Raw genomic sequence first — 24,069 nt, forward strand, 5'->3', positions numbered from 1 at the left:
CCCGGGTGACGGGTCATAGGCAGCGAGAAGGAGGTTCCCGATGGTTCTGGTTCGACAGGAGATCGGCGATGTGCTGAGGGACTTCCGCCTGCAGAAGGGCCGCACGCTCCGTCAGGTCGCCAGCAAGGCGAGCGTCGCGCTCGGCTACCTCAGTGAGGTGGAGCGCGGCCAGAAGGAGGCCTCGTCCGAGATCCTCGCGTCGGTCGCCGAGGCGCTCGACACGCCCATCTCGGTGATCATGCACGAGGTCGGCGATCGCATCGCGGTGCTCGAGGGACTGTCGGCAGTGCCCGACAGCCTGCCCGACGAGCTCGTCGCCGAGTTCGACGCGGACATGATGGTCCGCTGACCGAATTCCTTTTCTTGAGCGCGTATCGGCCGGTCGGGGGACCGGCCGATCGCATGTCCGGAGGGCGCAGGTGAAGCGCAGCGAGTTCCAGTTCGCGGTCGACGCGGAGTTCGGCCAGGGGTACGGCAGCGTCGTGGTGAACGACCTCGTGCTGGGCGAGCTGGGCGGGCGGACCGCCCGTGACGCCCTCGCCGCAGGGGTGCCGCCGCGCGACGTCTGGCTCGCGCTCTGCGCGGCGACGGATGTTCCCGAGTCGCGCCGGCACGGCGTCGGCAGGCCGGTTCCGGGCGAGCGACGGTAGAGCGGGTCGCCCTCAGGGCGCTCCGAAGAAGCGTTCGACACGCCGGGCGCGGTTTCGAACATGCGTTCGGATGCTCGGCTAGGCTCGTCCTCAACAGCAGGAGGGACGACGCGTCTCACCACATCCCCGCTCTCGCAGCGACGGATGTCGGTGGGCGGCCATACGGTCGATGCGTCGGAACACACCGCAACCGCCTTGTCGCGAGACGCCACGGGTCACGGCCCGCAACGTGGAACGACAGCCTAGAGGCAGCCGCATCGAGCATCAAGGAGCCACCAATGCCATCCCCCGCAGACCGCGAGAAGGCCCTCGAGACCGCACTCGCCCAGATCGATCGCCAGTTCGGCAAGGGCTCCGTCATGCGCCTCGGCAGCGAAGACCGGGCACCCGTCGAGGTGATCCCCACCGGGTCGATCGCGCTCGACGTGGCACTCGGCGTCGGCGGCCTGCCGCGCGGCCGCATCATCGAGATCTACGGCCCGGAGTCGTCGGGTAAGACGACCCTCACGCTGCACGCCATCGCGAACGTGCAGCGCGCCGGCGGCATCGCCGCGTTCATCGACGCGGAGCACGCACTCGACCCCGACTACGCGAAGAAGCTCGGCGTCGACATCGACTCGCTGCTCGTCTCGCAGCCCGACACGGGTGAGCAGGCGCTCGAGATCGCCGACATGCTCGTGCGCTCCGGTTCGATCGACCTCGTCGTCATCGACTCCGTCGCGGCGCTCGTGCCGCGTGCCGAGATCGAGGGCGAGATGGGCGACTCGCACGTCGGCCTCCAGGCCCGCCTCATGTCGCAGGCGCTCCGCAAGCTCACGGGCGGCCTGAACCAGACGAACACCACCATGATCTTCATCAACCAGTTGCGCGAGAAGATCGGCGTGTTCTTCGGCAGCCCCGAGACCACCGCGGGCGGCAAGGCGCTCAAGTTCTACGCCTCCGTGCGACTCGACATCCGCCGCATCGAGACCCTGAAGGACGGCACCGAGGCGGTCGGCAACCGCACCCGCGTGAAGGTCGTCAAGAACAAGATGGCGCCGCCCTTCAAGCAGGCCGAGTTCGACATCCTCTACGGCATCGGCATCTCGCGCGAGGGCAGCCTCATCGACTACGGCGTCGACCAGGGCATCGTCAAGAAGTCGGGCGCCTGGTACACCTACGACGGCGACCAGCTCGGGCAGGGCAAGGAGAATGCGCGCAACTTCCTGCTGCAGAATCCCGACATCGCCGCCGACATCGAGAAGAAGATCCTCGTCAAGCTCGGCATCGGCCAGCAGGCGGCTCCGGCCGCGGCTGCGCCCGCCGCGCCCGTCGCCAACGTCGAGCCCATCGCGCCGAAGCAGCGGCGCGGGGCCTGAGCGATGACGTCCACGAGACCGGGAGCGGAGGCACGATGAACGACAGCTCAGAGGAGCGCCTCGCCCCGGTCTCGTACCTGCCGTGGGCGGCTCCGCGCGACGAGCACCCCGCGGCCGGCCGGGGCCGTGCAGCACGCATGGGCGTCGGCGCCGCCCCGATCGACGACGCCGCGGTCGACGACGTCGAGCGCAACGGCGCAGACCCCACCGACGCCGAGCTCGACGAGGTCGAGCCGAACGGCGCAACGCTCGCGTTCGACGAGGCGGCGCCGTCGACGAGTCCGGCGCGAACTGATCAGGCGTCGTCGGGGCGCGGGTTCGGCGAGCGTGGCCGCTCGCGCGGCTTCGGCCGGCTCGGCGCTCGAAGCGGGTCGCGGTTGTCACTCGTGGGCGACGACGAGCGGCCCGACGAGACCGGTGCCGAACGCGACGATCGCATCGACCGGCTCGTCGTGTCCCGGCTGCGCCGATCGGCGCTCTCGATCGCCGAGGTCCGGGCGGTGCTCGCCGAGCACGGGCTCGACGACGCCGAGATCGACGAGTGGATCGAACGCTACGAGCGCCTCGGCTACCTCGACGACGCACGGCTCGCCGAGCAGCTCACCCACAGCCACGGGACCCGACGTGGGCGGGGCAGCTCCGCCATCCTGCACGAGCTCGAGCGACGCGGCATCGGCGGCGACGTCGCACGGGCGGCGGTCGACGGGCTCGACCCCGAAGCCGAGATCGTGAACGCCACCGCCGTCGCCGAACGGCGCGCCCGTCAGCTGACGGGGCTCGACCACGCCACCGCCGAGCGGCGGCTCACGGCCTTCCTGATGCGCCGCGGCTACCCGTCGAGCGTCGTCCGCGAGGCGGTGACGGCGGCGCTCACCGCCGACGGATCGTAGACTGGTGCGATCATGAGCACCATTCAGGAGGCCTCGCCCGGCGAGGCGACCACCGACGTGCCGACGCCCCGCACCTTCGAGGTGCGCACGTTCGGCTGCCAGATGAACGTGCACGACTCCGAGCGACTGAGCGGCTCCCTCGAGGCGGCCGGCTACGTCCCCGCCGACGGAGCCGAGCCCGACATCGTGGTGATCAACACCTGCGCCGTGCGTGAGAACGCCGACAACAAGCTCTACGGCAACCTCGGGCACCTGGCCGGCGTCAAGCGTCGCCACGCGGGCATGCAGATCGCCGTCGGCGGCTGCCTCGCGCAGAAGGACAAGAACGTCATCCTCGAGAAGGCGCCGTGGGTCGACGTCGTCTTCGGCACGCACAACATGGGCTCGCTGCCGAGCCTGCTCGAACGCGCCCGCCACAACGACGAGGCGCAGCTCGAGATCCTCGACGCACTCGAGGTCTTCCCGTCGACGCTGCCCACCAAGCGCGACTCGAGCTACTCCGGCTGGGTGTCGATCTCGGTCGGCTGCAACAACACCTGCACCTTCTGCATCGTGCCCGCGCTGCGCGGCAAGGAGAAGGACCGGCGGCCCGGCGACATCCTCGCCGAGATCCGCGCCCTCGTCGACGACGGCGCCGTCGAGGTCACCCTGCTCGGGCAGAACGTGAACTCCTACGGCGTCGAGTTCGGCGACCGGCAGGCGTTCGGCAAGCTGCTCCGCGCCGCGGGCCAGATCGAGGGGCTCGAGCGCATCCGCTTCACGAGCCCCCACCCCGCCGCCTTCACCGACGACGTCATCGACGCGATGGCCGAGACGTCCGCGGTCATGCCCCAGCTGCACATGCCGCTGCAGTCCGGGTCCGATCGCGTCCTCAAGGCGATGCGACGCTCCTACCGTTCCGAGAAGTTCCTCGGCATCCTCGACCGCGTGCGCGAGCGCATCCCGAACGCCGCGATCTCCACCGACATCATCGTGGGCTTCCCCGGCGAGACCGAGGAGGACTTCCAGGAGACCCTCCGCGTCGTCGAGGCGGCCCGCTTCGCATCGGCGTTCACGTTCCAGTACTCCATCCGCCCCGGCACGCCCGCGGCGACGATGGAGGACCAGGTGCCGAAGGAGATCGTGCAGGAGCGCTACGAGCGACTCACCGCCCTGCAGGAGCGCATCTCGTGGGAGGAGAACCAGCAGCTGGTCGGCCGTGCGGTCGAGGTGCTCGTCTCCACCGGCGAGGGCAAGAAGGACGCCGAGACGCACCGCCTGAGCGGACGCGCCGAAGACAGCCGACTCGTGCACTTCGAGGTCCCGGCCGGATCCGAGCTGCCGCGCCCGGGCGATGTCGTCTCGGTGGTCATCACCCAGGCCGCGCCCTTCCACCTGCTCGCCGACTCCCTCGACGGCGCTCCGCTGCGAGTGCGCCGCACCCGGGCCGGCGACGCGTGGGACCGCATGCAGGCCGAGAGCTGCGGCGTGCCCGCCGTGCCCGGAGCCGCGGCATCCGCAGGCGGCGCCGTCTCGCTGGGCCTGCCGACCCTGCGTGTGGGCAGCGCACCGCTCATGGCGCCGGGCGTGGGCACGATGCCGATCTACGACCCCACCGACGCCCAGCGCTGACGTGACCCCGCCGCTCACGTGACCCTCATCGCGATCGTCGGCGCGACCGGCACGGGCAAGTCGCGCTTCGCGCTCGACCTCGCGCACGCGTTCGCGCGCGCCGGACGCGTCGCAGAGGTCGTCAACGCCGACGCGATGCAGCTCTATCGCGGCATGGACATCGGCACGGCCAAGCTCGCCCCCGAGGAGCGCGAGGGCGTGCCGCACCACCTGCTCGACGTGCTCGAGGTGACCGCCGAGGCATCCGTCGCCGCCTACCAGCCCGCAGCGCGGGCCGCGATCGACGACATCGTGAACCGTGGCGGCGTGGCCCTGCTCGTGGGCGGCTCGGGCCTCTACGTGTCGAGCGTGATCCACGACTTCCGCTTCCCGGGCACGGATGCCGCGGTGCGGGCGCGCCTCGAGCAGGAGCTGGCCGAGCTCGGGCCCGGCCTGTTGCACCGGCGCCTCCGCGAGATCGACCCCGAGACGGCCGCGGGCGTCGACGCGCAGAACGGACGACGCGTCGTGCGCGCCCTCGAGGTGATCGAGGTCACCGGCGAGCCGAAGGCCGCCCGCCTGCCCGACGAGCCCGTGCCGTGGCGAGCCCATCGCATCGTGCACCTGCGCAGCGACCGGGCGCGCCTCGTCGACCGCCTCGACGCGCGCGCAGCCGGCATGTGGGCGGCGGGCCTGGTCGACGAGGTGCGCGGCCTCATCCCGCGCGGGCTCGAACGCGGCGTGACCGCCCGCAAGGCGATCGGCTACGCGCAGGCCCTCGCCGAGGTCCACGGCCGGATGACGCAGGCCGACGCCATCGCGGAGACCCAGCAGCTCACCCGCACCTACGCCAGACGCCAGGTCGGCTGGTTCCGCAGGTACGCCGAGGCCACCGTCGTCGACGCCGACGATGCCGCCGCGACGGGCGCGGAGGTCGCCCGCCAGGCGACCCTAGACTGACCGTATGGCGTTCGATCTGCGGTTCACCAAAGGGCAGGGCACCGGCAACGACTTCGTGCTCTTCAGCGACCCCGACGGCGAGAACCCGCTGTCGCCGCACCAGATCGCGGCGGTCTGCGACCGGCACTTCGGCGTGGGCGGCGACGGCGTCATCCGCGCCGTGCGATCCGACTGCCTCGACGACGGGGCGGCCGCTCTCGCGGAGGACCCGCACGCGACGTGGTTCATGGACTACTGGAACGCCGACGGCTCCGTCTCCGAGATGTGCGGCAACGGCATCCGCGTCTTCACGCGCTACCTGCTCGACCAGGGACTCGCGGAACTGCACCCCGGAGGGTCGATCGCCATCGGCACCCGCGCCGGCGTGCGGCGCGTGAGCCACAGCGCCGACGGGTTCCAGGTGGACATGGGGCTCTGGCGCTTGGCGGGCGGCGAGCCGCTCGTGCGGGCCAAGGAGGTGCCCGTCCCGCGTCCGGGGCTCGGGATCGACGTGGGCAACCCGCATGTGGTCGTCGCCCTCGCCGACGACGACGAGCTGGCGGCCGCCGACCTCGCCTACGAGCCGCTCATCGACCCGGTGCCGCCGGCCGGTGCGAACGTCGAGTTCGTCGTGCCCGCCGAGCCCCTCGTCGAAGACGGCGTGGGCCGCATCCGCATGCGCGTGCACGAGCGCGGCTCGGGCGAGACGCTGTCGTGCGGCACCGGCGCCGTCGCGGCCGCGCTCGCGGTGCGGTACTGGGCGGGCGCCGGCGCGCCGAACGACTGGCGGGTGCAGGTGCCCGGCGGCGTCGTGGGCGTGCGCATGTTCGAGGGGCCCGACGGCGAGCACGTCGCGCTCTCCGGCCCGGCCGAGCTCGTCTTCGACGGGGTGCTGAGCCTCGCCTGAGTGCCCAGCCCCGCGTGACGTGCCGCCGGTCGCCGCGGTCAGTCGGCGCGGGTCACCGTGAGCACGCGGAACCCCTTCGACGTCGCCGCGCGCTCGACGTCGGCGTCGTCGCCGAGCGTCTCGGCGAGCCACCGCTGCAGCGAGTCGGCGCCGAGGTTCTTCTGCACGACCAGCCACGCCGTCGCGCCGTCGTCGAGCCGGGGGAGCCAGTCGGCGAGCATCGCGTGCAGCTCCGGCTTGCCGATGCGGATGGGCGGGTTCGACCACACGGTCGCGAAGCGCACGCCGGGGGGAACATCCTCGGGCCGCACGGCGTTGATGTTCCTGAGGCCCAGGCGGGCGGCGTTGCGCCGCACGAGGTCGAGCGCACGCTCGTTGACATCGACGGCCCACACGGTGGCATCCGGCGACTCGAGCGCCAGCGTGAGGGCGATCGGCCCCCAGCCGCACCCGAGGTCGAGCAGGTCTCCGGATGCCGGGGGAGCGGGCACCTCGTCGAGGAGCACGCGGGTGCCCTGGTCGAGGTGGCCGGGGCTGAAGACGCCGCCGGCGGTGAGGACCTCGACGGTGCGGCCGGCCAGCCGGACGGGGATGGTGCGGAGCGCATCGCCCGACGCAGGCTTCGACGAGAAGTAGTGCTCCTGCGGCATACAGGGAACTATGCCAGAGAAGAGAAGTAGGCTTGAACACGATGAATGACACCGCACACGACCCTTCCGACGACGTCGTCGAGCGTGTGCTGCGGAACGCCGGCCAGACGGCCGGCATCTCGCGCTTCGGCGCGACCGAGGCCACCTCGATCCAGCGCGACGGCAACGGGTTCGACACCGAGGGCACCGACGGCGAGCAGTACGACCGTGAGGCCCGCGCGGCGCTGCGACGTGTCGGCGGCCTCTCGACCGAGCTCGAGGACGTCACCGAGGTCGAGTACCGGCAGCTGCGCCTCGAGAACGTCGTGCTCATCGGCGTCTACTCGCAGGGCTCCCTCGACGACGCCGAGAACTCGATGCGCGAACTCGCGGCCCTCGCCGAGACGGCGGGCGCCCGCGTGCTCGACGGCGTGCTGCAGCGCCGTCCGCATCCCGACCCCAGCACCTACCTCGGTCGCGGCAAGACCGAGGAGCTGCGGCACATCGTCGCCGCGCTCGGCGCCGACACGGTCGTCGCCGACACCGAACTCGCCCCGAGCCAGCGGCGCGCGCTCGAGGACGCGGTGAAGGTCAAGGTCATCGACCGCACGGCGGTCATCCTCGACATCTTCAGCCAGCACGCCAAGAGCCGCGAGGGCAAGGCCCAGGTCGAGCTCGCGCAGCTCGAGTACCTCCTTCCGCGACTGCGCGGCTGGGGCGAGTCGATGTCCCGCCAGGCCGGTGGCCAGGTGGGCGGCGCGGGCGCCGGCATGGGCTCGCGTGGTCCGGGTGAGACGAAGATCGAGCTCGACCGTCGCCGTATCCACTCGCGCATGGCCAGGCTGCGCAAGCAGATCGTGGGCATGAAGCCCGCCCGCGAGGCGAAGCGCGCGAACCGCAAGCGCAACGCCGTGCCCTCGGTGGCCATCGCGGGCTACACGAACGCCGGCAAGTCCAGCCTGCTCAACCGCATCACGGGCGCGGGCGTGCTCGTCGAGAACGCCCTGTTCGCGACGCTCGACGCGACGGTGCGCCGCAACACGACCCCCGACGGCCGCGTCTACACGATCGCCGACACCGTGGGCTTCGTGCGCAACCTCCCGCACCAGCTCGTCGAGGCGTTCCGCTCCACCCTCGAAGAGGTCGCCGACTCCGACCTCATCGTGCACGTCGTCGACGCCGCCCACCCCGACCCCGCGGGGCAGATCGCCACCGTGCGCGACGTCATCGGCGAAGTCGGCGCACGCGGCATCCCCGAGCTCGTCGTCTTCAACAAGGCCGACCTCGTCACCCCCGAGGAGCGGCTCGTGCTGCAGGGTCTCGAGCCTGGCGCGATCTTCGCGTCGGCGCGCACGGGCGAGGGCGTCGCCGACGTGCTCGCCGCGATCGCGCGCATGCTGCCCGATCCCGCCGTCGAGGTCGACCTGCTCGTGCCGTACGACCGGGGCGACGTGGTCTCGACGCTGCACGAGACCGGCCGCGTGCTCTCGGTCGAGTACCTCGAGGAGGGCACGCGCATCCGCGCCCTCGCCGCGCCCGAGCAGGCGGCACAGCTCGCCGAGTTCCGCTCGCCCGCACTCGCCTGATCGGCCGCCCGCGCCGACATGCGGTGGCGACCGGCGGCGGCCCGAGCTCGAGGGCCGCGCTGCGTGCGTCATCCTGCGTCACAGGAGGGGCGCACGCCGCCGGCGCGGCGTATCGTCGCAGGTGATCGAGGCGAGCGGCCGGATGCCGCCCGCCAGGAGCGACCGCCGAGCCCGGCACCCGCCCGCGAGACCCGCCTGCCGTGACGGCCGGTCGGGCGCGGCGTGCCGCGTGACCGACGACCCCGCGGCATCCGCCATCAGGAGCAGCATGACCGGGAGCGATGTCGACGGCACCGACTGTCGGCCGAGGCCGCCGATCTCGTTCGAGCTCTTCCCGCCCCGCACGGATGCCGCGGCGCTGGCGCTCGGGCGCACGATCGACCGCCTCGCCGAGGTCTGCCCCGCCTTCATCTCGGTGACGTTCGGGGCCGGAGGATCGTCGCGCGACCGATCGCTGACCGTGCTGCGCTACATGCTCGAGCACACCGACGTGCAGCCGATGGCGCACCTCACGTGCGTCGGGTCGAGCCACGCCGAGGCCAACCGCCTCGTGCGCGAGTTCCTCGACGCGGGCATCACGAGCTTCCTCGCGCTGCGCGGCGACCCGCCGTCGGGCGCCGACGCCGATGCCGACGCGGGCATCCGCGACCTCGGCAGCGCGGCCGAGCTCGTGCAGCTCATCCACCGCGTGCAGGAGGAGCGGGAGCCCTTCGGCCAGTCGGGCATCCCGGGCATGCCCGGGGCGACGCGCATCCGCGAGCGGCCGCGTCCCGAGCGGGTCGCCGTCGCCGCCTTCCCCACCGGGCACCCGCGCTCGCGCGGCCTCTCCCAGGACGTCGACAACCTGCTCGCGAAGGAGATCGCCGGCGCGAACCTCGCGATCACCCAGCTGTTCTGGCACGCCGACGACTACCTCGCGTTCGTGGAGCGCGCCCGCGCGGGCGGCGTCACGATCCCCATCCTCCCGGGCATCATGCCCGTGACGACGCCCGCACGCCTCGCGCGGCTCGAGGAGCTCACGGGCGTGCCCGCGCCGAGCGAGCTCGCCATCTCGCTCGAGATCGAGCCCGACGCCGACGCGCAGTTCGACCTCGGCGTCGAGTACGCGGCCCGGCTCGCCGACGAGGTGCTCGCCGGCGGCGCCCCCGGACTCCACCTGTACACCTTCAACCGCCACGAGGCCGTGCTCGCCGTGCTCGACCGGCTCGGCATCCGCACGCCCGCACAGCTCACCACCGAGAGGAACACGAGACAACGATGACCGCACCCGCCTTCCCCACCGGCACGATCCTCGGCTACCCGCGCATCGGGCGCCGCCGCGAGCTCAAGAAGGCCGTCGAGGCCTTCTGGGCCGGCGCCATCGACGCCGCGGAGCTCGAGCGCACCGCCGCCGGACTCCGCGCCGCGACCCGCGAGCGCCTCGCCGGCCTGGGCCTCGGCCGCACCGACTCGGCCATCCCCGAGAGCTTCTCCTTCTACGACCAGGTGCTCGACGCCGCAGTCGCGGTGGGCGCGGTGCCGACCCGATTCGAGCGGCTGCTCGACGCCGACGGCGCGCTCGACCTCGCCGGCTACTTCACCGTGGCCCGTGGCGAGGGCGATGACGCCCCCCTCGAGATGACGAAGTGGTTCGACTCGAACTACCACTACCTCGTGCCCGAGATCGGGCCCGACACCTCCTTCGCCGCGCACGGCGAGCGCCTCGTCGCGCAGGTGCGCGAGGCCCGCGACGCCGGGTTCCTCACCCGGCCCGTGCTCGTCGGCCCGGTCACCTTCCTCCTCCTGGCGAAGGCGGCGGATGACGCCCCCGAGGGCTTCCGTCCGCTCGACCGGCTGGCCGACCTCGTCCCCGTGTACGCGACCCTCCTGGCGGAGCTGGCCGCGGCGGGCGCCGAGTGGGTGCAGCTCGACGAGCCCGCGCTCGTGAGCGAGAGCATCGACGAGCAGCGCGACCGCGTGCTCGAGGCCGTCGGCATCGCCTACGACGCGCTGGGCTCCGCCGAGGAGCGTCCCGCGATCTTCGTCGCGGCGCCCTACGGCTCGCTCGACGACGCGCTGCCGGCGCTCGCCGCGGCGCCGATCGAGGCGCTGAGCCTCGACCTCGTGCGCGGGACCGTGCCGGAGCAGCTCGACCCCGCCACCGAGGAGTCGCTCGCCGCGAAGACGCTCGTCGCGGGCGTCATCGACGGCCACAACATCTGGCGGGGCGACCTCGAACGCGCCTTCGAGCTCGCCGAGGCCGTCCGCTCGTTCTCGGGCTCCGTGGCCGTCTCGACCTCGACCTCGCTGCTGCACGTGCCGCACGACGTCGACGACGAGACGCTCCTCGACCCGCGCCTCGTGAGCTGGCTCGCCTTCGCCGACCAGAAGGTGGCACAGGTCGCCGTGCTCGCCCGCGGCGTCGCCGAGGGCCGTGACGCCATCGCGAGCGAGCTCGACGCGGCATCCGCTGCCCTCGCCGACCGCGCCGGTGCGCCGGGCGTGCGCGTGCCCGCGGTGCGCGACCGCCTCGCGGCGCTCGACGACGCCGACTTCTCGCGCGTCGCCTACGACGAGCGGGTCGCCGCGCAGGAGGGCCTCGACCTGCCCGCCCTGCCCACCACGACGATCGGCTCGTTCCCGCAGACCGCCGAGATCCGACGCGCCCGCGCCCGCCTGCTGAAGGGCGAGCTGACGGATGCCGCGTACCGCGAGCTCATGCGGGAGGAGATCGCGCGCGTCATCCGCCTGCAGGAGGAGCTGGGCCTCGACGTGCTCGTGCACGGCGAGCCGGAGCGCAACGACATGGTGCAGTACTTCGCGGAGCTGCTCGACGGCTTCGCCGTGACGCAGCACGGCTGGGTGCAGTCCTACGGGTCGCGCTGCACGCGCCCCTCGATCCTGTGGGGCGACGTCTCGCGTCCGGCTCCCATGACCGTCGAGTGGTCGGCGTACGCGCAGTCGCTGTCGGACAAGCCGGTCAAGGGCATGCTGACGGGCCCCGTGACGATCCTCGCGTGGTCGTTCGTGCGGGAGGACCAGCCCCTCGGCGACACCGCCCGTCAGGTCGGACTCGCGCTCCGCGACGAGATCGCCGACCTCGAGGCGGCGGGCATCCGCGTGATCCAGGTCGACGAGCCTGCCCTGCGCGAGCTCCTGCCGCTGAAGCTCGCCGACCAGCCGGCGTACCTCGACTGGTCGGTCGGCTCGTTCCGGCTCGCGACCGCGGGCGCCGCGCCCGCGACGCAGGTGCACACGCACCTCTGCTACTCGGAGTTCGGCGTGGTCATCGACGCGATCCGCAGCCTCGACGCCGACGTGACCTCGATCGAGGCCGCGCGCAGCCGCATGGAGGTCGTGGACGACCTCGCGACGAGCGGGTTCGACCACGGCATCGGCCCGGGCGTCTACGACATCCACTCGCCGCGCGTGCCGAGCGTCGAGGAGGTGCAGTCGCTCCTCGAGCGCGCCGTCGCCGAGATCCCGGCCGGCCGGCTCTGGGTGAACCCCGACTGCGGCCTCAAGACGCGCGGCTACGACGAGACCGTCGCGTCGCTCGAGCACATCATCGAGGCGACGCGCGCGGTTCGTGCGGGCCTCGCCGTGCCCGCGAACGCGGGCTGACGCACAAGTGGGCGGATGCCGCGGCGCGCTGCCGCGGCATCCGCCCCCGTCGTCGTGCCGGTTCGGGGCATGACCGCGGGCGCCGGCACACAGGTGAACCCAATGTTCCGCCGGGCACTCCCACAGGTGGGCCGCGTACCGTGAGGTCATGCGACTCGCGGTGCACCAGTCCGGCAGCGGCCAGAAGACCGCGATCCTGATCCACGGCATCATGTCGGACTCCCGCGCATGGCACCGGGTCACCGCCGAGCTCGAGGCCCACGGCTTCCGGGTGCTCGCGGTGGACCTCGCGGGGCACGGACGCAGCCCGCGCGCACGGCAGTACTCGCCGGCGGCATGGGCCGACGACGTCGTCGAGACGCTCGGACCCTTGCTCGACGGACCGCCCGACGTGGTCATGGGCCACTCGCTCGGCGGCCTCGTCGCGAGCATCGTGGCCGACCGGCTGGCGCCGCGTGCCGCGATCTACATCGACCCGGCCTTCTCCTTCCCGTCGGGCATCAAGGGCTGGGCGTTCAAGGCCTTCTTCGCGGTCGCACCGCGGCCGAAGCGGTCGGCGCTCGTGCGCATGAACCCCAAGTGGAGCGCCGTCGACGTGGACATCGAGGTCGCGACCCTGCGCGACTGGGACAAGCGCACGATCCTGGGCTTCCTCGACACCAAGCCGCTCGTGCCGCCCGCACGCCTCGTGGCTCCGAGCCTCGTCGTGCTCGCCGAGAAGAGCCTGCTCATCACCGAGCGCGTCGCGGCGCAGCTGCGTCGCCAGGGCATGACGGTCGAGACCGTGGAGGGCACCGGGCACACCGTGTTCCGCGACGACCACTCGGGCTTCATGGACACCGTGGTGGGCTGGCTCCGCAGCCTCGCGCCTGCGGGCGCCGAGCCGGCGAGGGCGCTCGTGGCCGCCTGACCGGCACCGCCGGCCGGGGCGGGTGCTCCGGAGGGGAACCGATTCGGGGCGCACCGCGGCGCGCCAGATCGACGCGTCAGACCGACCCGTCAGACCGACGCGTCAGACCGAGCGGAGCACCGCGACGACCTTGCCCAGCACCTCGGCGTGGTCGCCGAGGATGGGCTCGAAGGCCGTGTTGCGGGGCAGCAGCCAGGTGTGGCCGTCGCGCTGGCGGAACACCTTGACGGTGGCCTCGCCGTCGAGCATGGCGGCGACGATCTCGCCGTTCTCGGCGGTGCGCTGCGCGCGCACGACGACCCAGTCGCCGTCGCAGATCGCCGCGTCGACCATCGAATCGCCGACGACCTTGAGGATGAACAGCTCGCCCTTGCCGACGAGCTGGCGGGGGAGCGGGAAGATCTCGTCGACCTGCTGCTCGGCCGTGATGGGCACGCCCGCTGCGATGCGACCGACGAGCGGCACCATCGCGGCGTCGCCGACCGGGGTGGGCTCGACTCCCGACTGCGGCTTCGGCTCGACGCCGGGAAGCTCGATGAGCACCTCGAGGGCGCGCGGCCGGTTGGGGTCGCGCCGGAGGTATCCCGCGAGTTCGAGCTGGTTGAGCTGGTGGGTGACGCTCGAGAGCGACGAGAGCCCGACGGCGTCGCCGATCTCGCGCATGCTCGGCGGGTAGCCCTGGGTCGCCACCGACCGCTGGATCATCTCGAGGATCGCGACCTGCTTGGCGCTGAGGCTCTTGCGTCGCCGCGACCTCGCGCCCTCGCGTGCCTCGTCGATGTCGGTGCTCACGGTCTCCGCCCCTCGTGTCGGCCGCGACCGCGACCGGATGTCGGTGGTGTCTGATCGACTGTCGTCGAACATTCGAAACTGTATCCGCCTCGCGTGCGCGCGACAAACATTCGTTCGAGTGTGTCGCGGAATTCGTCCGCGAAACACGCGCACAGGGTGATTGCGGCTTCGAACATTCGAAGATATATTCGGAACAGAGATTCGCACCCCGGTCCTCCCGGCCGAGGGCCGGGGGCGAATCTCCAAGGGAGGTGCGAGATGAGCGCAGTGGTCATGATGAACCGTTCGGTCGTCCCGACGGCGACCGTGCAGCAGCCGATGACGCGCACGCGGCTGCGGCTCACGCGGCGGGGCAGGGTCGTGTTCACCGCCCTGGCCGCGGCGCCGCTCGTAGCGTGGGCGCTCACCGTCGTCCTCGGCTCCGGGGGAGCGGCGGCCGAGACCGAGTCGCTGCGCACCACCGCCTTCCAATACGTCACGGTCGGCGCCGGCGAGTCCCTGTGGGCCATCGCCGAGTCGATCGCCCCCAACGACGACCCGCGGGTCGTGATCGACGAGATCATCCGTCTCAACGGACTCGACGACGCGCTCGTGGAGCCCGGGCAGCGACTCGCGCTCCCCGTCGTTCCCTGACCGGCGGGCGGCCGGGTGGCTCCCGCCGCGCCTGGTGGCGTCGCGTCATCCGCCGACCCAGGCGACGGGCGCCCGTGGCCGCGCCGATAACATGGATCAGTGACGAGTCTCGACGAGCTCCCGATCCGCGACGACCTTCGCGGCAAGACCCCGTACGGCGCCCCCCAGAAGACCGTGCCGGTCGCCCTCAACGTCAACGAGAACACGCATCCGATCCCTGAAGACGTGGCGCACGACATCGTCGCCCGCGTCGCAGCCGCCATCATCGGGCTGAACCGCTACCCCGACCGTGAGTTCACCGAGCTGCGCACCGCACTCGCCGGCTATCTCGGCCACGGCCTCGTGCCCGAGCAGATCTGGGCGGCGAACGGATCCAACGAGGTGCTGCAGCACATCCTCCAGGCGTTCGGCGGACCGGGGCGCACCGCGCTGGGCTTCGGCCCGACGTATTCGATGTACGGCCTGCTCGCCGCGGGCACGGGCACCGAGTGGGTCACCGCCGAGCGCGACGACGACTTCGAGCTCTCGGCCGAGACGGCGCTCGCGGCGATCGAACGCCACGACCCCGACATCGTGCTGCTCTGCGCGCCGAACAACCCAACGGGCACCCCGCTCGCGCTCGACACGATCCGCGCGGTCGCCGACACCGCCCGAGGCATCGTCGTCGTCGACGAGGCGTACTTCGAGTTCGCGGAGCCCGGCGATCCGAGTGCGCTCACGCTGCTCGAGGGGCGACCCCGCCTGCTGGTCTCGCGCACCATGAGCAAGGCGTTCGCATTCGCCGGTGCCCGGGTCGGCTACCTCGCGGGCGATCCGGCCGCGATCGATGCGCTGCGTCTCGTGCGCCTCCCGTACCACCTCTCGGCCCTCACGCAGGCGGCCGCCTTGGGTGCGCTCGCGCACGCCGACGAGATGCTCGCCATGGTCGATGAGATCCGCGGGCAGCGCGAGCGCATCTCACGCGAGCTCGCCGCCCTCGGGTACCGTCCGTACCGCAGCGGCGCGAACTTCGTGCTCTTCGGCGGCGTCGACGACCCGCACGCCGTGTTCGAGGCGCTCCTCGCACGCGGCATCCTGATCCGGGAGATCGGACTACCCGGCTGCCTCCGCGTGACCGCCGGCACCGAGGCCGAGACCACTGCATTCCTCGAGGCGATGGCCTCGTTCGCCCCGAATAGGATGACCGCATGAGCACCGAACGCACGCAGCGCACCGCCCGTGTGCAGCGCGAGACCAGCGAGTCGAGCATCGATCTCTCGATCGACCTCGACGGCACGGGCACGAGCGACATCGAGACGAGCGTGCCGTTCTACGACCACCTCCTCACCGCGTTCGCGAAGCACTCGCTCACCGACCTCACCGTGCGCGCCCGCGGCGACATCGAGATCGACGTGCACCACACGGTCGAAGACGTGGGCATCGTGCTCGGGAAGGCGATCCGCCAGGCGCTCGGCGACAAGCGCGGCATCTCGCGCTACGGCGACGCACTCGTGCCGCTCGACGAGGCACTCGCCCAGGCCGTGGTCGACATCTCCGGCCGCCCGTTCCTCGTGCACTCGGGCGAGCCCGCGGGCTTCGAGTACCACCTCATCGGCGGCCACTTCACCGGGTCGATGGTGCGGCACGTCTTCGAGGCGATCGCATTCAACGCCGGTCTCACGGTGCACGTCACCGTGCTCGGCGGCCGCGACCCGCATCACATCGCCGAGGCCGAGTTCAAGGCGTTCGCGCGCGCGTTCCGCCAGGCGAAGGCGCTCGATCCGCTCGTCGCCGGCATCCCCTCGACCAAGGGCGCGCTGTGACCCGCACGCGCCGCGTGGTGGTGCTCGACTACGGCTCGGGCAACGTGCACTCCGCCGCGAAGGCCATCGAGCGCGCGGGTGCGGAGGTGGCCGTCACGGCCGACCGCGCCGCGGCGCTCGAAGCCGACGGCCTCGTGGTGCCCGGCGTGGGCGCGTTCAAGGCGGTCATGGACCAGCTCCGCGCGGTGCGCGGCGACGAGATCATCGACCGTCGCCTCGCGGGCGGACGCCCCGTGCTCGGCATCTGCGTCGGCATGCAGGTGCTCTTCGAGCACGGCGTCGAGCACGGCGTCGACACCGAAGGGCTCGGTGAGTGGCCCGGCTCCGTGACCCGGCTGCCGGCTCCCGTGCTTCCGCACATGGGCTGGAACACCGTCACGCCCGACGAGGGCTCGGTGCTCTTCCGCGGCATCGAGGAGGAGCGCTTCTACTTCGTGCACTCCTACGCCGCACAGGAGTGGACGCTCGACGTCATGCCGCCGTTCCCGACCCCCCGCCTCACGTGGGGCGAGTACGGGGGCCGATTCCTCGCCGCCGTCGAGAACGGGCCGTTGTCGGCCACGCAGTTCCACCCCGAGAAGTCGGCGGATGCCGGCATCCGCCTGCTCGGCAACTGGCTCTCGACGCTCGGTTGAGCCGTGAGTCGTTCGTCACGTCGGCCCCTCGCTGACGGGACTAGGATGCTGTGACTGTGCCGGCCGCGCGCTTTGCGGCTTCAGATCCGAGGACAGTGATGAGTGAGTTCAACAAGACCCCCCGTCTCGTGCTGCTGCCAGCAGTCGACGTGGCGGGAGGCAAGGCCGTCCGCCTGACGCAGGGGGAGGCGGGCACCGAGACGAACTACGGAGACCCCGTCGACGCCGCCGCCGACTGGGCCGACCAGGGTGCCGAGTGGATCCACCTCGTCGACCTCGACGCGGCGTTCGGCCGCGGGTCGAACGCCGGCATCCTGAAGAAGGTCATCCGGCAGGTGCGCGGGGTCAACGTCGAGCTCTCCGGCGGCATCCGCGACGACGCGTCGCTCGAGCACGCGCTCGAGATCGGCGCCAAGCGCATCAACCTCGGCACCGCCGCGCTCGAGAACCCGGAGTGGGCGGCATCCGTCATCGCGCAGTACGGCGAGGCGATCGCGGTCGGGCTCGACGTGCGCGGCACCACGCTCGCCGCGCGCGGCTGGACGAAGGACGGCGGCGACCTCTGGCAGGTCATGGAGCGACTCGAGGAGGCCGGCGCCGCCCGCTACGTCGTGACCGACGTCACGAAGGACGGCACGCTGCAGGGGCCGAACCTCGACCTGCTCCGCCGGATCACCGAGCGCACGCGCCGTCCCGTCGTGGCATCGGGCGGCGTCTCCAGCCTCGACGACATCGCGGCGCTGCGCGAGCTCGTGCCGCTCGGCGTCGAGGGCGCGATCATCGGCAAGGCGCTCTACGCGGGTGCGTTCACGCTCCCCGAGGCGCTGGATGTCGCGTCCCAGTGACCCGGCCGCGGCCGCGGCCGACTCGGCCGGCCGTCCGTGGGCGGGCAGGTCGTTCGAGTCGAACCCGCACGCGGGCGACGACGGGCGGATGCCGCCGGCGCTCGGCGCCGCACTCGAGCGCTTCCGCGCGGGCGCCGGCGCACAGGCCGACGTCGTCGCGGCGTTCGGACCGTCGCGGCTGCTGATCCCGCTCCTCGCCGAACTGGGCGACGGCGGAGCCGAGATCGGCGCGCGCGGGCTCGCCGTCGACAAGAGCCAGGAGCTCTCGATCGTCACCGTCGAGGGCCCCGACGGGCGGCGCGTGCTGCCCGTCTTCGGCTCGGTGCAGGCGATGTCCGCGTGGAACCCCCTGGCGCGGCCGGTTCCGGCCGACGGCGTGCGGGTCGCGCTCGCCGCAGCCGATGACGGCACCGAGCTCGTCGTGCTCGATCCCGGCTCGGAGACCGAGTTCGTGCTGCGCCGGCCGGCCGTCTGGGCGGTGGCGCAGTCGCAGCCGTGGCGTCCGCCGTTCGAGTCCGACGCGGTCATCGCCGCCTTCGAGCGCTCCGTGTCCTCCGAACTCGCGGTGCTCGGGGTCGACCTGCTCCCCGGCGACCCCGAGGCGCGCCTCCGCGGCCCCGAGCTCGTCGTGCGGCTGCGGCTCGTCGCGGGGCTCACCCGCACCGAGCTCGACGCGACGACGGCGCGCCTCGCGCGTCGCTGGGCGGAGGACGACGCGATCGCGACCGGGGTGGACTCGCTCGTGGTGCGGCTGGTCGGCGACGCCCCGCAGGCCTGATCGGGGTCGTTGACCCGCGCGGCACGCCGGGGGCATGATCGGAGAGCGCGTGAGTCGCGCGGAATCCAGGTGCATGATGTCCTCCGAAGCCGCGGCGGAGCCGCTCGATCCCACTCCCGCGCACGCACCGTACGACGAGGTGCTCGAGCTCGCCGACCGGTACGCGCGCGCCTGGCTCGACTCGGTGCGCGAGCGCCCGATCCCTCCGCGTGCCGGCATCGACGCGGTCATGGACGCCCTCGGGCGCGAGCTGCCCGAGTACGGCGAACCCGCTGCCGACGTGATCACCCGCCTTGCCGAGGGAGCGGAACCCGGACTCATCGCCATCGGCTCCCCGCGGTTCTACGGCTGGGTCATCGGCGGCACGCAGCCGGTGGCGCTCGCCGCGGACTGGCTCGTCTCAACGTGGGACCAGAACTCGGGGCTCCGCACGATCACCCCGGGGGCCGTCGCCGTCGAGGAGATCGCCGCGACCTGGCTCCTCGACCTCCTGAGCCTCCCCGCCGAGAGCGAGGTGGGATTCACCACCGGCGCGACCACGGCGCAGACCGTGTGCATGGCGGCGGCGCGCGACGAGGTGCTGCGGCGCGAGGGGTGGGACGTCGAGCGCGACGGCATGGCCGGCGGCTCGCGCATCCGCTTCATCGTCGGCGAGGAGCGGCACGGCACGGTGGATCTCGCCGGCCGGTACCTCGGGCTCGGGGAGCCGATCGCGGTCGCGAGCGACGACGAGGGCCGCATCCGCGTGGACGCCCTGCGCGAGGAGCTCGCCGCGGGAACCGGGCCGGCGATCGTGGTGCTCCAGGCCGGCAACATCCACTCCGGCGCCTACGATGACTTCCTCGGCGCGATCGCCGTCGCGCACGAGGCGGGCGCGTGGGTCCACATCGACGGGGCGTTCGGCCTCTGGGCCGCGGCATCCCCCCGCCTGCGCCACCTCGTCGCGGGCATGGGCGGCGCCGACTCGTGGAGCACCGACGCGCACAAGACGCTGAGCGTGCCGTACGACTGCGGCATCGCGATCGTGCGCGACGGACGGGCGATGACCGGGGCCCTCAGCATGCACGCGAGCTACCTGCAGGCTACGGAGGTCGGCGCCGACCCGCACGAGAAGGTGCTCGAGCTGTCGCGCCGCGCCCGGGGCATCCCCACCTGGGCCGTCCTGCGATCGCTCGGACGCACGGGGATCGCACGGCTCGTCGAGCAACTCGCGGCATCCGCCCGCATCATCGGCGACGGACTCGCCGAGCTGCCCGGCGTCGAGGTGCTCAACGACGTCGTGTTCACCCAGGTCTGCGTCGCCCTCGAGAGCGACGCCGCGACCGAGGCCCTGAGCGAGCGGCTCTGGGCCGACGGCGAGGTGCTCGCGATGACCTCACGGTGGCACGACCGCGCCGTCGTACGGTTCTCGGTGAGCAACTGGGGCACGGATGCCGCGCAGGCGACGCGCACGGTGGAGGTCGTCGCGCGCACGCTCGCCGCGATCCGGGCGGGGCGGTAGCGAGGAGTATCGGGTCAGCGCCGTGGCCGCCGGCGGCCGCGCACCGATTGCCGGACTGAGCGCACGCCCAGCCGCGGTGTCGGCGGCATCCGCTTGAATGGGGGGATGGCGCACGCGCTCGACTCGTTCACGCCCGCCACCCGGGCGTGGTTCACCGAGTCGTTCGCCGAGCCCACCGCCGTGCAGCGGGGCGCCTGGCGTGCCATCGCGAACCGCGAGCACGCGCTCGTCGTGGCTCCCACCGGTTCGGGCAAGACCCTCGCCGCGTTCCTGTGGGCGATCGACCGCATGCATCGTGCGGGGCCCGAGGCCGCGGCATCCGGCACGCGCGTGCTCTACATCTCGCCGCTGAAGGCGCTCGGCGTCGACGTCGAGCGCAACCTGCGCGCGCCGCTCATCGGCATCGCCCGCACGGCGACGGCGCTCGGCGGCGAGACGCCCGAGGTCACCGTGGGCGTGCGCTCGGGCGATACGACGCCCGCCGAGCGGCGCTCGCTCGTGCAGCGGCCGCCCGAGATCCTCATCACGACCCCCGAGTCGCTGTTCCTGATGCTCACCTCCGCAGCCCGCGAGACCCTCACCGGCGTCGACACCGTGATCGTCGACGAGATCCACGCGCTCGCGGGCACCAAGCGCGGCACCCACCTCGCCCTGTCGCTCGAGCGCCTCGACGAGCTCACCGCCGCGCCCGTGCAGCGCATCGGGCTGTCGGCCACGGTGCGGCCGCATGCCGAGGTCGCCCGCTTCCTCGCGGGCACGCGGCTGGTCACGATCGTCGCCCCGCCGTCGGGCAAGCGGTTCGACCTCAGCGTGCGGGTCCCGGTCGACGACCTCTCCGACCTCGCCGGCGAGTCGGGCGGCGGCTCGATCTGGCCGCACGTCGAGTCGGCCATCCTCGACGAGGTGCTCGCCCACCGGTCGACCATCGTCTTCGCGAATTCGCGGCGCCTCGCCGAGCGGCTGACGGCCCGGCTCAACGAACTCTGGGCCGAGCGCACCGCCGAGCCCGTGCTCGTCGGGGCTGACGACGGCCCGGCCACCGCTTCTGCGGCCGAGGCGGATGCCGCCACGTCCGTCGTGCCCGCCCACCCGCCCGCGCGCGTGGCCGCGGAGCTGCCCGGCGCGTCGGGCCTGACCATGGGCGCCGAGCCGATCATCGCCCGCTCGCACCACGGGTCGGTCAGCAAGGAGGAGCGGGCGCTCGTCGAGGCCGATCTCAAGGGCGGACGCCTCAAGTGCGTCGTCGCCACCTCGAGCCTCGAGCTCGGCATCGACATGGGCGCGGTCGACCTCGTGCTGCAGGTCGAGTCGCCGCCGTCGGTCGCGAGCGGCCTGCAGCGCATCGGCCGTGCGGGCCACCAGGTCGGCGAGGTCTCGAAGGGCGTCCTGTTCCCCAAGCACCGCGCCGACCTGCTGCACTGCGCCGTCGTCGTCGAGCGCATGGCCGCCGGCTCGATCGAGGCGCTCCGCGTCCCGTCGAACCCGCTCGACGTGCTCGCGCAGCAGACCGTCGCGGCGGTCGCCCTCGACGAGTGGGAGGTCGAGCACTGGTTCGACGTCGTGCGGCGCGCGGCGCCCTTCCACGCGCTGCCGCGATCGGCGTTCGACGCGACACTCGACCTCCTCGCGGGCCGCTACCCGTCCGATCGCTTCGGCGAACTCCGCCCGCGCATCGTGTGGGATCGCGACGCCGGTACGATCACGGGCCGGCGCGGCGCCCAGCGGCTCGCCGTCACGAGCGGCGGCACCATCCCCGACCGCGGCATGTTCGGCGTCTTCATGATCGGCGACCAGGGACCGGGTCGACGCGTCGGCGAGCTCGACGAGGAGATGGTCTACGAGTCGCGCGTCGGCGACGTCTTCGCGCTCGGCGCCACGAGCTGGCGCATCCAGGAGATCACGCACGACCGGGTGCTCGTCTCCCCGGCCTTCGGCGAGCCGGGGCGGCTCCCGTTCTGGAAGGGCGACGGCATCGGCCGGCCCGCGGAGCTCGGGGCCGCGATCGGCGGGTTCATCGGCGAGATCGCCGGCGGCGAGGCATCCGTCGCGCTCGAGCGCTGCCGCGCGGCGGGCCTCGACGAGCGGGCGGGTGCCAACCTCGTGGCCTTCATCGCCGACCAGCGCGCGGCGACCAACGTCGTGCCCGACGGCGTGAACCTCGTGGTCGAGCGGTTCCGCGACGAGCTGGGCGACTGGCGCATCGTGCTGCACTCGCCCTACGGCATGCGCGTGCACGCGCCGTGGGCGCTCGCCGTCGACGCCCGGGTGCACGAGCGGTTCGGCGTCGAGTCGAACGCCGTCGCGAGCGACGACGGCATCGTGCTGCGGCTGCCCGACACCGACGAGCAGCCGCCCGGGGCCGAGCTCTTCGACTTCGAGCCGGCCGAGCTGGCGCAGCTGGCCACCGAGCGCGTGGGCGACTCGGCGCTCTTCGCGTCGCGCTTCCGCGAGTGCGCGGCCCGTGCGTTGCTGCTGCCGCGCCAGAACCCCGGGCGCCGCTCGCCGCTGTGGCAGCAGCGCCAACGGGCGTCGCAGCTGCTCGAGGTCGCGCGCGACTTCCCCGACTTCCCGATCGTGCTCGAGGCGGTGCGCGAATGCCTGCAGGACGTGTACGACCTGCCCGCGCTCACCGCGCTCGCGGAGCGCATCCGCTCGCGGCAGGTGCGGTTCGTCGACGTCGCCACCGACGCGCCGAGCCCCTTCGCCGCGAGCCTCCTCTTCGGCTACGTGGGCGCGTTCATGTACGAGGGCGACGCACCGCTCGCCGAGCGTCGCGCCGCCGCGCTCTCGCTCGATCCGAGCCTGCTCGCCGAGCTCCTCGGCACGGTCGAGCTGCGGGAGCTCCTCGATCCGGCCGTCGTCGACGAGGTCGAGCGGATGCTGCAGCACCTGCATCCCGAACGGCTCGCAACGGGCGTCGAGGGCGCCGCCGACCTGCTGCGCGAGCTCGGACCGCTCACGGCCGACGAGGTCGCGCAGCGCACCGACGCGCCGACGGATGCCGCGGCCGCCCTCGCCGAGCTCGTCGCGGCGCGGCGCGCGGCCCGCGTGCGCTTCGCGGGCACCGAGTGGTTCGCTGCGGCAGAAGACGTGAGCCGCCTGCGGGACGCGCTCGGCGTGCCCATCCCGCCGGGGTTGCCCGAGGTCTTCGGCGAACCCGTGCGCGACCCCATCGGCGACCTCGTGAGCCGCTTCGCTCGCACCCACGGCCCGTTCACGGCCCAGGCCGTCGCCGCGCGGTTCGGCATCGGGCCGGCGGTCGCCGCGTCGGCGCTCGCCCGGCTCGCGTCGGAGCGACGTGTCGTCGAGGGGGAGTTCCTGCCGCATGGCTCGGGCGCGGAGTGGTGCGACGCCGAGGTGCTGCGGCGGCTGCGACGCCGCTCGCTCGCCGCACTCCGCGAGGAGGTCGAGCCCGTCGAGCCGCGGGCCTACGCACGGTTCCTGCCGGACTGGCAGCATGTCGGCGGCCGGTTGCGGGGCGTCGACGGGGTCGCCGCGGTCGTCGAGCAGCTCGAGGGCGTGCGCATCCCGGCGTCGGCGTGGGAGTCCTTCGTGCTCCCCGCACGGGTCGGCGACTACCGCCCCGAGATGCTCGACGAGCTCACCGCCTCGGGCGAGGTGCTCTGGACGGGCGCGGGCTCGCTCGCCGGCGACGACGGCTGGGTGAGCCTCCACCTCGCCGACACGGCAGCGCTCACGATGCCGCCGCCCGTGGCCTCTCCGCTCGACCCGCTCGAGACCGAGCTCCTCGCCCTGCTGGGCGGCGGCGGTGCGTACTTCTTCCGCCAGCTCGTCGAGTCGGTGGGTGCGTCCGACGACGGGCCGGTGCTCGACGCCCTGTGGCGGCTCGTGTGGGCCGGCCTCATCACGAACGACACCTTCGCGCCGATCCGCGGACTCCTCACCGGTGGCGGCGCGCACAAGACGAAGGCGCCCGCCCCGCGGGCGCGGCTGCGCGGCCGCTCGCTGTCGCGGCGCGCCCTCGCCGCGAGCGTCGAGTCCGGCCGCAGCGCCGCCCGGT

21 protein-coding genes are annotated in these 24,069 nt (G+C 72.9%); 19 read left to right on the top strand and 2 right to left on the bottom strand.

The window, feature by feature from the left end:
• The first annotated feature begins 40 nt into the window (after positions 1-40).
• The 7 genes from EDM22_RS10030 (at position 41) to dapF (ending at position 6,334) form a co-directional block, all read left to right on the top strand.
• Positions 41-349, top strand: a complete 309-nt coding sequence (locus tag EDM22_RS10030; protein ID WP_122936914.1) for a helix-turn-helix domain-containing protein — start codon at positions 41-43, stop codon at positions 347-349.
• Positions 350-419: 70 nt separating this feature from the next.
• Positions 420-650, top strand: coding sequence for a DUF3046 domain-containing protein (locus tag EDM22_RS10035; RefSeq protein WP_122936915.1), 231 nt, complete (start codon positions 420-422; stop codon positions 648-650).
• Between the two features lie 278 nt (positions 651-928).
• A complete protein-coding gene (gene recA / locus EDM22_RS10040) occupies positions 929-2,008 on the top strand; it encodes a recombinase RecA (protein ID WP_122936916.1) in 1,080 nt (359 codons plus the stop codon).
• A 35-nt stretch (positions 2,009-2,043) separates the two neighbouring features.
• Complete coding sequence (locus tag EDM22_RS10045) at positions 2,044-2,898, top strand: regulatory protein RecX (protein ID WP_122936917.1); 855 nt, start codon at positions 2,044-2,046, stop codon at positions 2,896-2,898.
• Between the two features lie 12 nt (positions 2,899-2,910).
• Positions 2,911-4,509, top strand: coding sequence for a tRNA (N6-isopentenyl adenosine(37)-C2)-methylthiotransferase MiaB (gene miaB / locus EDM22_RS10050; RefSeq protein WP_122936918.1), 1,599 nt, complete (start codon positions 2,911-2,913; stop codon positions 4,507-4,509).
• An 18-nt stretch (positions 4,510-4,527) separates the two neighbouring features.
• Complete coding sequence (gene miaA, locus EDM22_RS10055) at positions 4,528-5,448, top strand: tRNA (adenosine(37)-N6)-dimethylallyltransferase MiaA (RefSeq protein WP_122936919.1); 921 nt, start codon at positions 4,528-4,530, stop codon at positions 5,446-5,448.
• A gap of 4 nt (positions 5,449-5,452) precedes the next feature.
• Positions 5,453-6,334: a diaminopimelate epimerase gene (gene dapF, locus EDM22_RS10060; RefSeq protein WP_122936920.1), complete on the top strand. Its 882-nt coding sequence runs from the start codon at positions 5,453-5,455 to the stop codon at positions 6,332-6,334.
• A gap of 38 nt (positions 6,335-6,372) precedes the next feature.
• On the opposite strand, the gene EDM22_RS10065 is transcribed toward dapF, so the two are convergent.
• Entirely contained in the window at positions 6,373-6,984 is a 612-nt protein-coding gene (locus tag EDM22_RS10065) for a class I SAM-dependent methyltransferase (protein WP_122936921.1), read from the bottom strand.
• Between the two features lie 41 nt (positions 6,985-7,025).
• Between EDM22_RS10065 and hflX the strand changes: the two genes are divergently transcribed.
• From hflX to EDM22_RS10090, 4 genes are all read left to right on the top strand, one after another.
• The gene (hflX, locus tag EDM22_RS10070; RefSeq protein ID WP_122936922.1) at positions 7,026-8,549 is read left to right on the top strand and encodes a GTPase HflX; all 1,524 of its coding nucleotides are present in this window, start codon (positions 7,026-7,028) and stop codon (positions 8,547-8,549) included.
• Between the two features lie 229 nt (positions 8,550-8,778).
• Positions 8,779-9,810, top strand: coding sequence for a methylenetetrahydrofolate reductase (locus tag EDM22_RS10080; protein WP_342768512.1), 1,032 nt, complete (start codon positions 8,779-8,781; stop codon positions 9,808-9,810).
• Positions 9,807-12,152, top strand: coding sequence for a 5-methyltetrahydropteroyltriglutamate--homocysteine S-methyltransferase (gene metE / locus EDM22_RS10085; RefSeq protein WP_122936925.1), 2,346 nt, complete (start codon positions 9,807-9,809; stop codon positions 12,150-12,152). Before EDM22_RS10080 ends, metE begins: the two co-directional genes overlap by 4 nt.
• A gap of 148 nt (positions 12,153-12,300) precedes the next feature.
• The gene (locus EDM22_RS10090) at positions 12,301-13,062 is read left to right on the top strand and encodes an alpha/beta fold hydrolase (protein ID WP_122936926.1); all 762 of its coding nucleotides are present in this window, start codon (positions 12,301-12,303) and stop codon (positions 13,060-13,062) included.
• A gap of 102 nt (positions 13,063-13,164) precedes the next feature.
• Here the strand turns inward: EDM22_RS10090 and lexA are convergent, their stop codons facing one another.
• Positions 13,165-13,842, bottom strand: a complete 678-nt coding sequence (gene lexA, locus EDM22_RS10095) for a transcriptional repressor LexA (RefSeq protein WP_245989311.1) — start codon at positions 13,840-13,842, stop codon at positions 13,165-13,167.
• A gap of 270 nt (positions 13,843-14,112) precedes the next feature.
• On the opposite strand from lexA, the gene EDM22_RS10100 reads away from it, so the two are divergent.
• From EDM22_RS10100 to EDM22_RS10135, 8 genes are all read left to right on the top strand, one after another.
• Positions 14,113-14,487, top strand: a complete 375-nt coding sequence (locus EDM22_RS10100; RefSeq protein ID WP_245989308.1) for a LysM peptidoglycan-binding domain-containing protein — start codon at positions 14,113-14,115, stop codon at positions 14,485-14,487.
• 99 nt (positions 14,488-14,586) lie between these two features.
• Positions 14,587-15,678 carry a histidinol-phosphate transaminase gene (locus tag EDM22_RS10105; RefSeq protein WP_122936928.1) on the top strand — a complete coding sequence of 364 codons (1,092 nt, stop codon included), beginning with the start codon at positions 14,587-14,589 and terminating at the stop codon, positions 15,676-15,678.
• Positions 15,675-16,289, top strand: a complete 615-nt coding sequence (gene hisB, locus EDM22_RS10110) for an imidazoleglycerol-phosphate dehydratase HisB (protein WP_122936929.1) — start codon at positions 15,675-15,677, stop codon at positions 16,287-16,289. The genes EDM22_RS10105 and hisB overlap by 4 nt, the downstream gene beginning before the upstream one ends.
• Positions 16,286-16,924, top strand: coding sequence for an imidazole glycerol phosphate synthase subunit HisH (gene hisH / locus EDM22_RS10115; RefSeq protein ID WP_122936930.1), 639 nt, complete (start codon positions 16,286-16,288; stop codon positions 16,922-16,924). Before hisB ends, hisH begins: the two co-directional genes overlap by 4 nt.
• A 98-nt stretch (positions 16,925-17,022) precedes the next feature.
• On the top strand, positions 17,023-17,769 hold the full coding sequence (priA, locus tag EDM22_RS10120; protein ID WP_122936931.1) for a bifunctional 1-(5-phosphoribosyl)-5-((5-phosphoribosylamino)methylideneamino)imidazole-4-carboxamide isomerase/phosphoribosylanthranilate isomerase PriA: 747 nt from the start codon (positions 17,023-17,025) through the stop codon (positions 17,767-17,769).
• Entirely contained in the window at positions 17,753-18,547 is a 795-nt protein-coding gene (locus EDM22_RS10125; protein WP_122936932.1) for an SseB family protein, read from the top strand. Before priA ends, EDM22_RS10125 begins: the two co-directional genes overlap by 17 nt.
• A gap of 73 nt (positions 18,548-18,620) precedes the next feature.
• Entirely contained in the window at positions 18,621-20,048 is a 1,428-nt protein-coding gene (locus tag EDM22_RS10130; protein ID WP_245989309.1) for a pyridoxal phosphate-dependent decarboxylase family protein, read from the top strand.
• 105 nt (positions 20,049-20,153) lie between these two features.
• The coding region (locus tag EDM22_RS10135) for an ATP-dependent helicase (protein ID WP_122936933.1) at positions 20,154-24,069 on the top strand (3,916 nt) is incomplete at its 3' end.

Source organism: Agromyces tardus, assembly GCF_003710805.1.
Taxonomy (GTDB): domain Bacteria; phylum Actinomycetota; class Actinomycetes; order Actinomycetales; family Microbacteriaceae; genus Agromyces; species Agromyces tardus.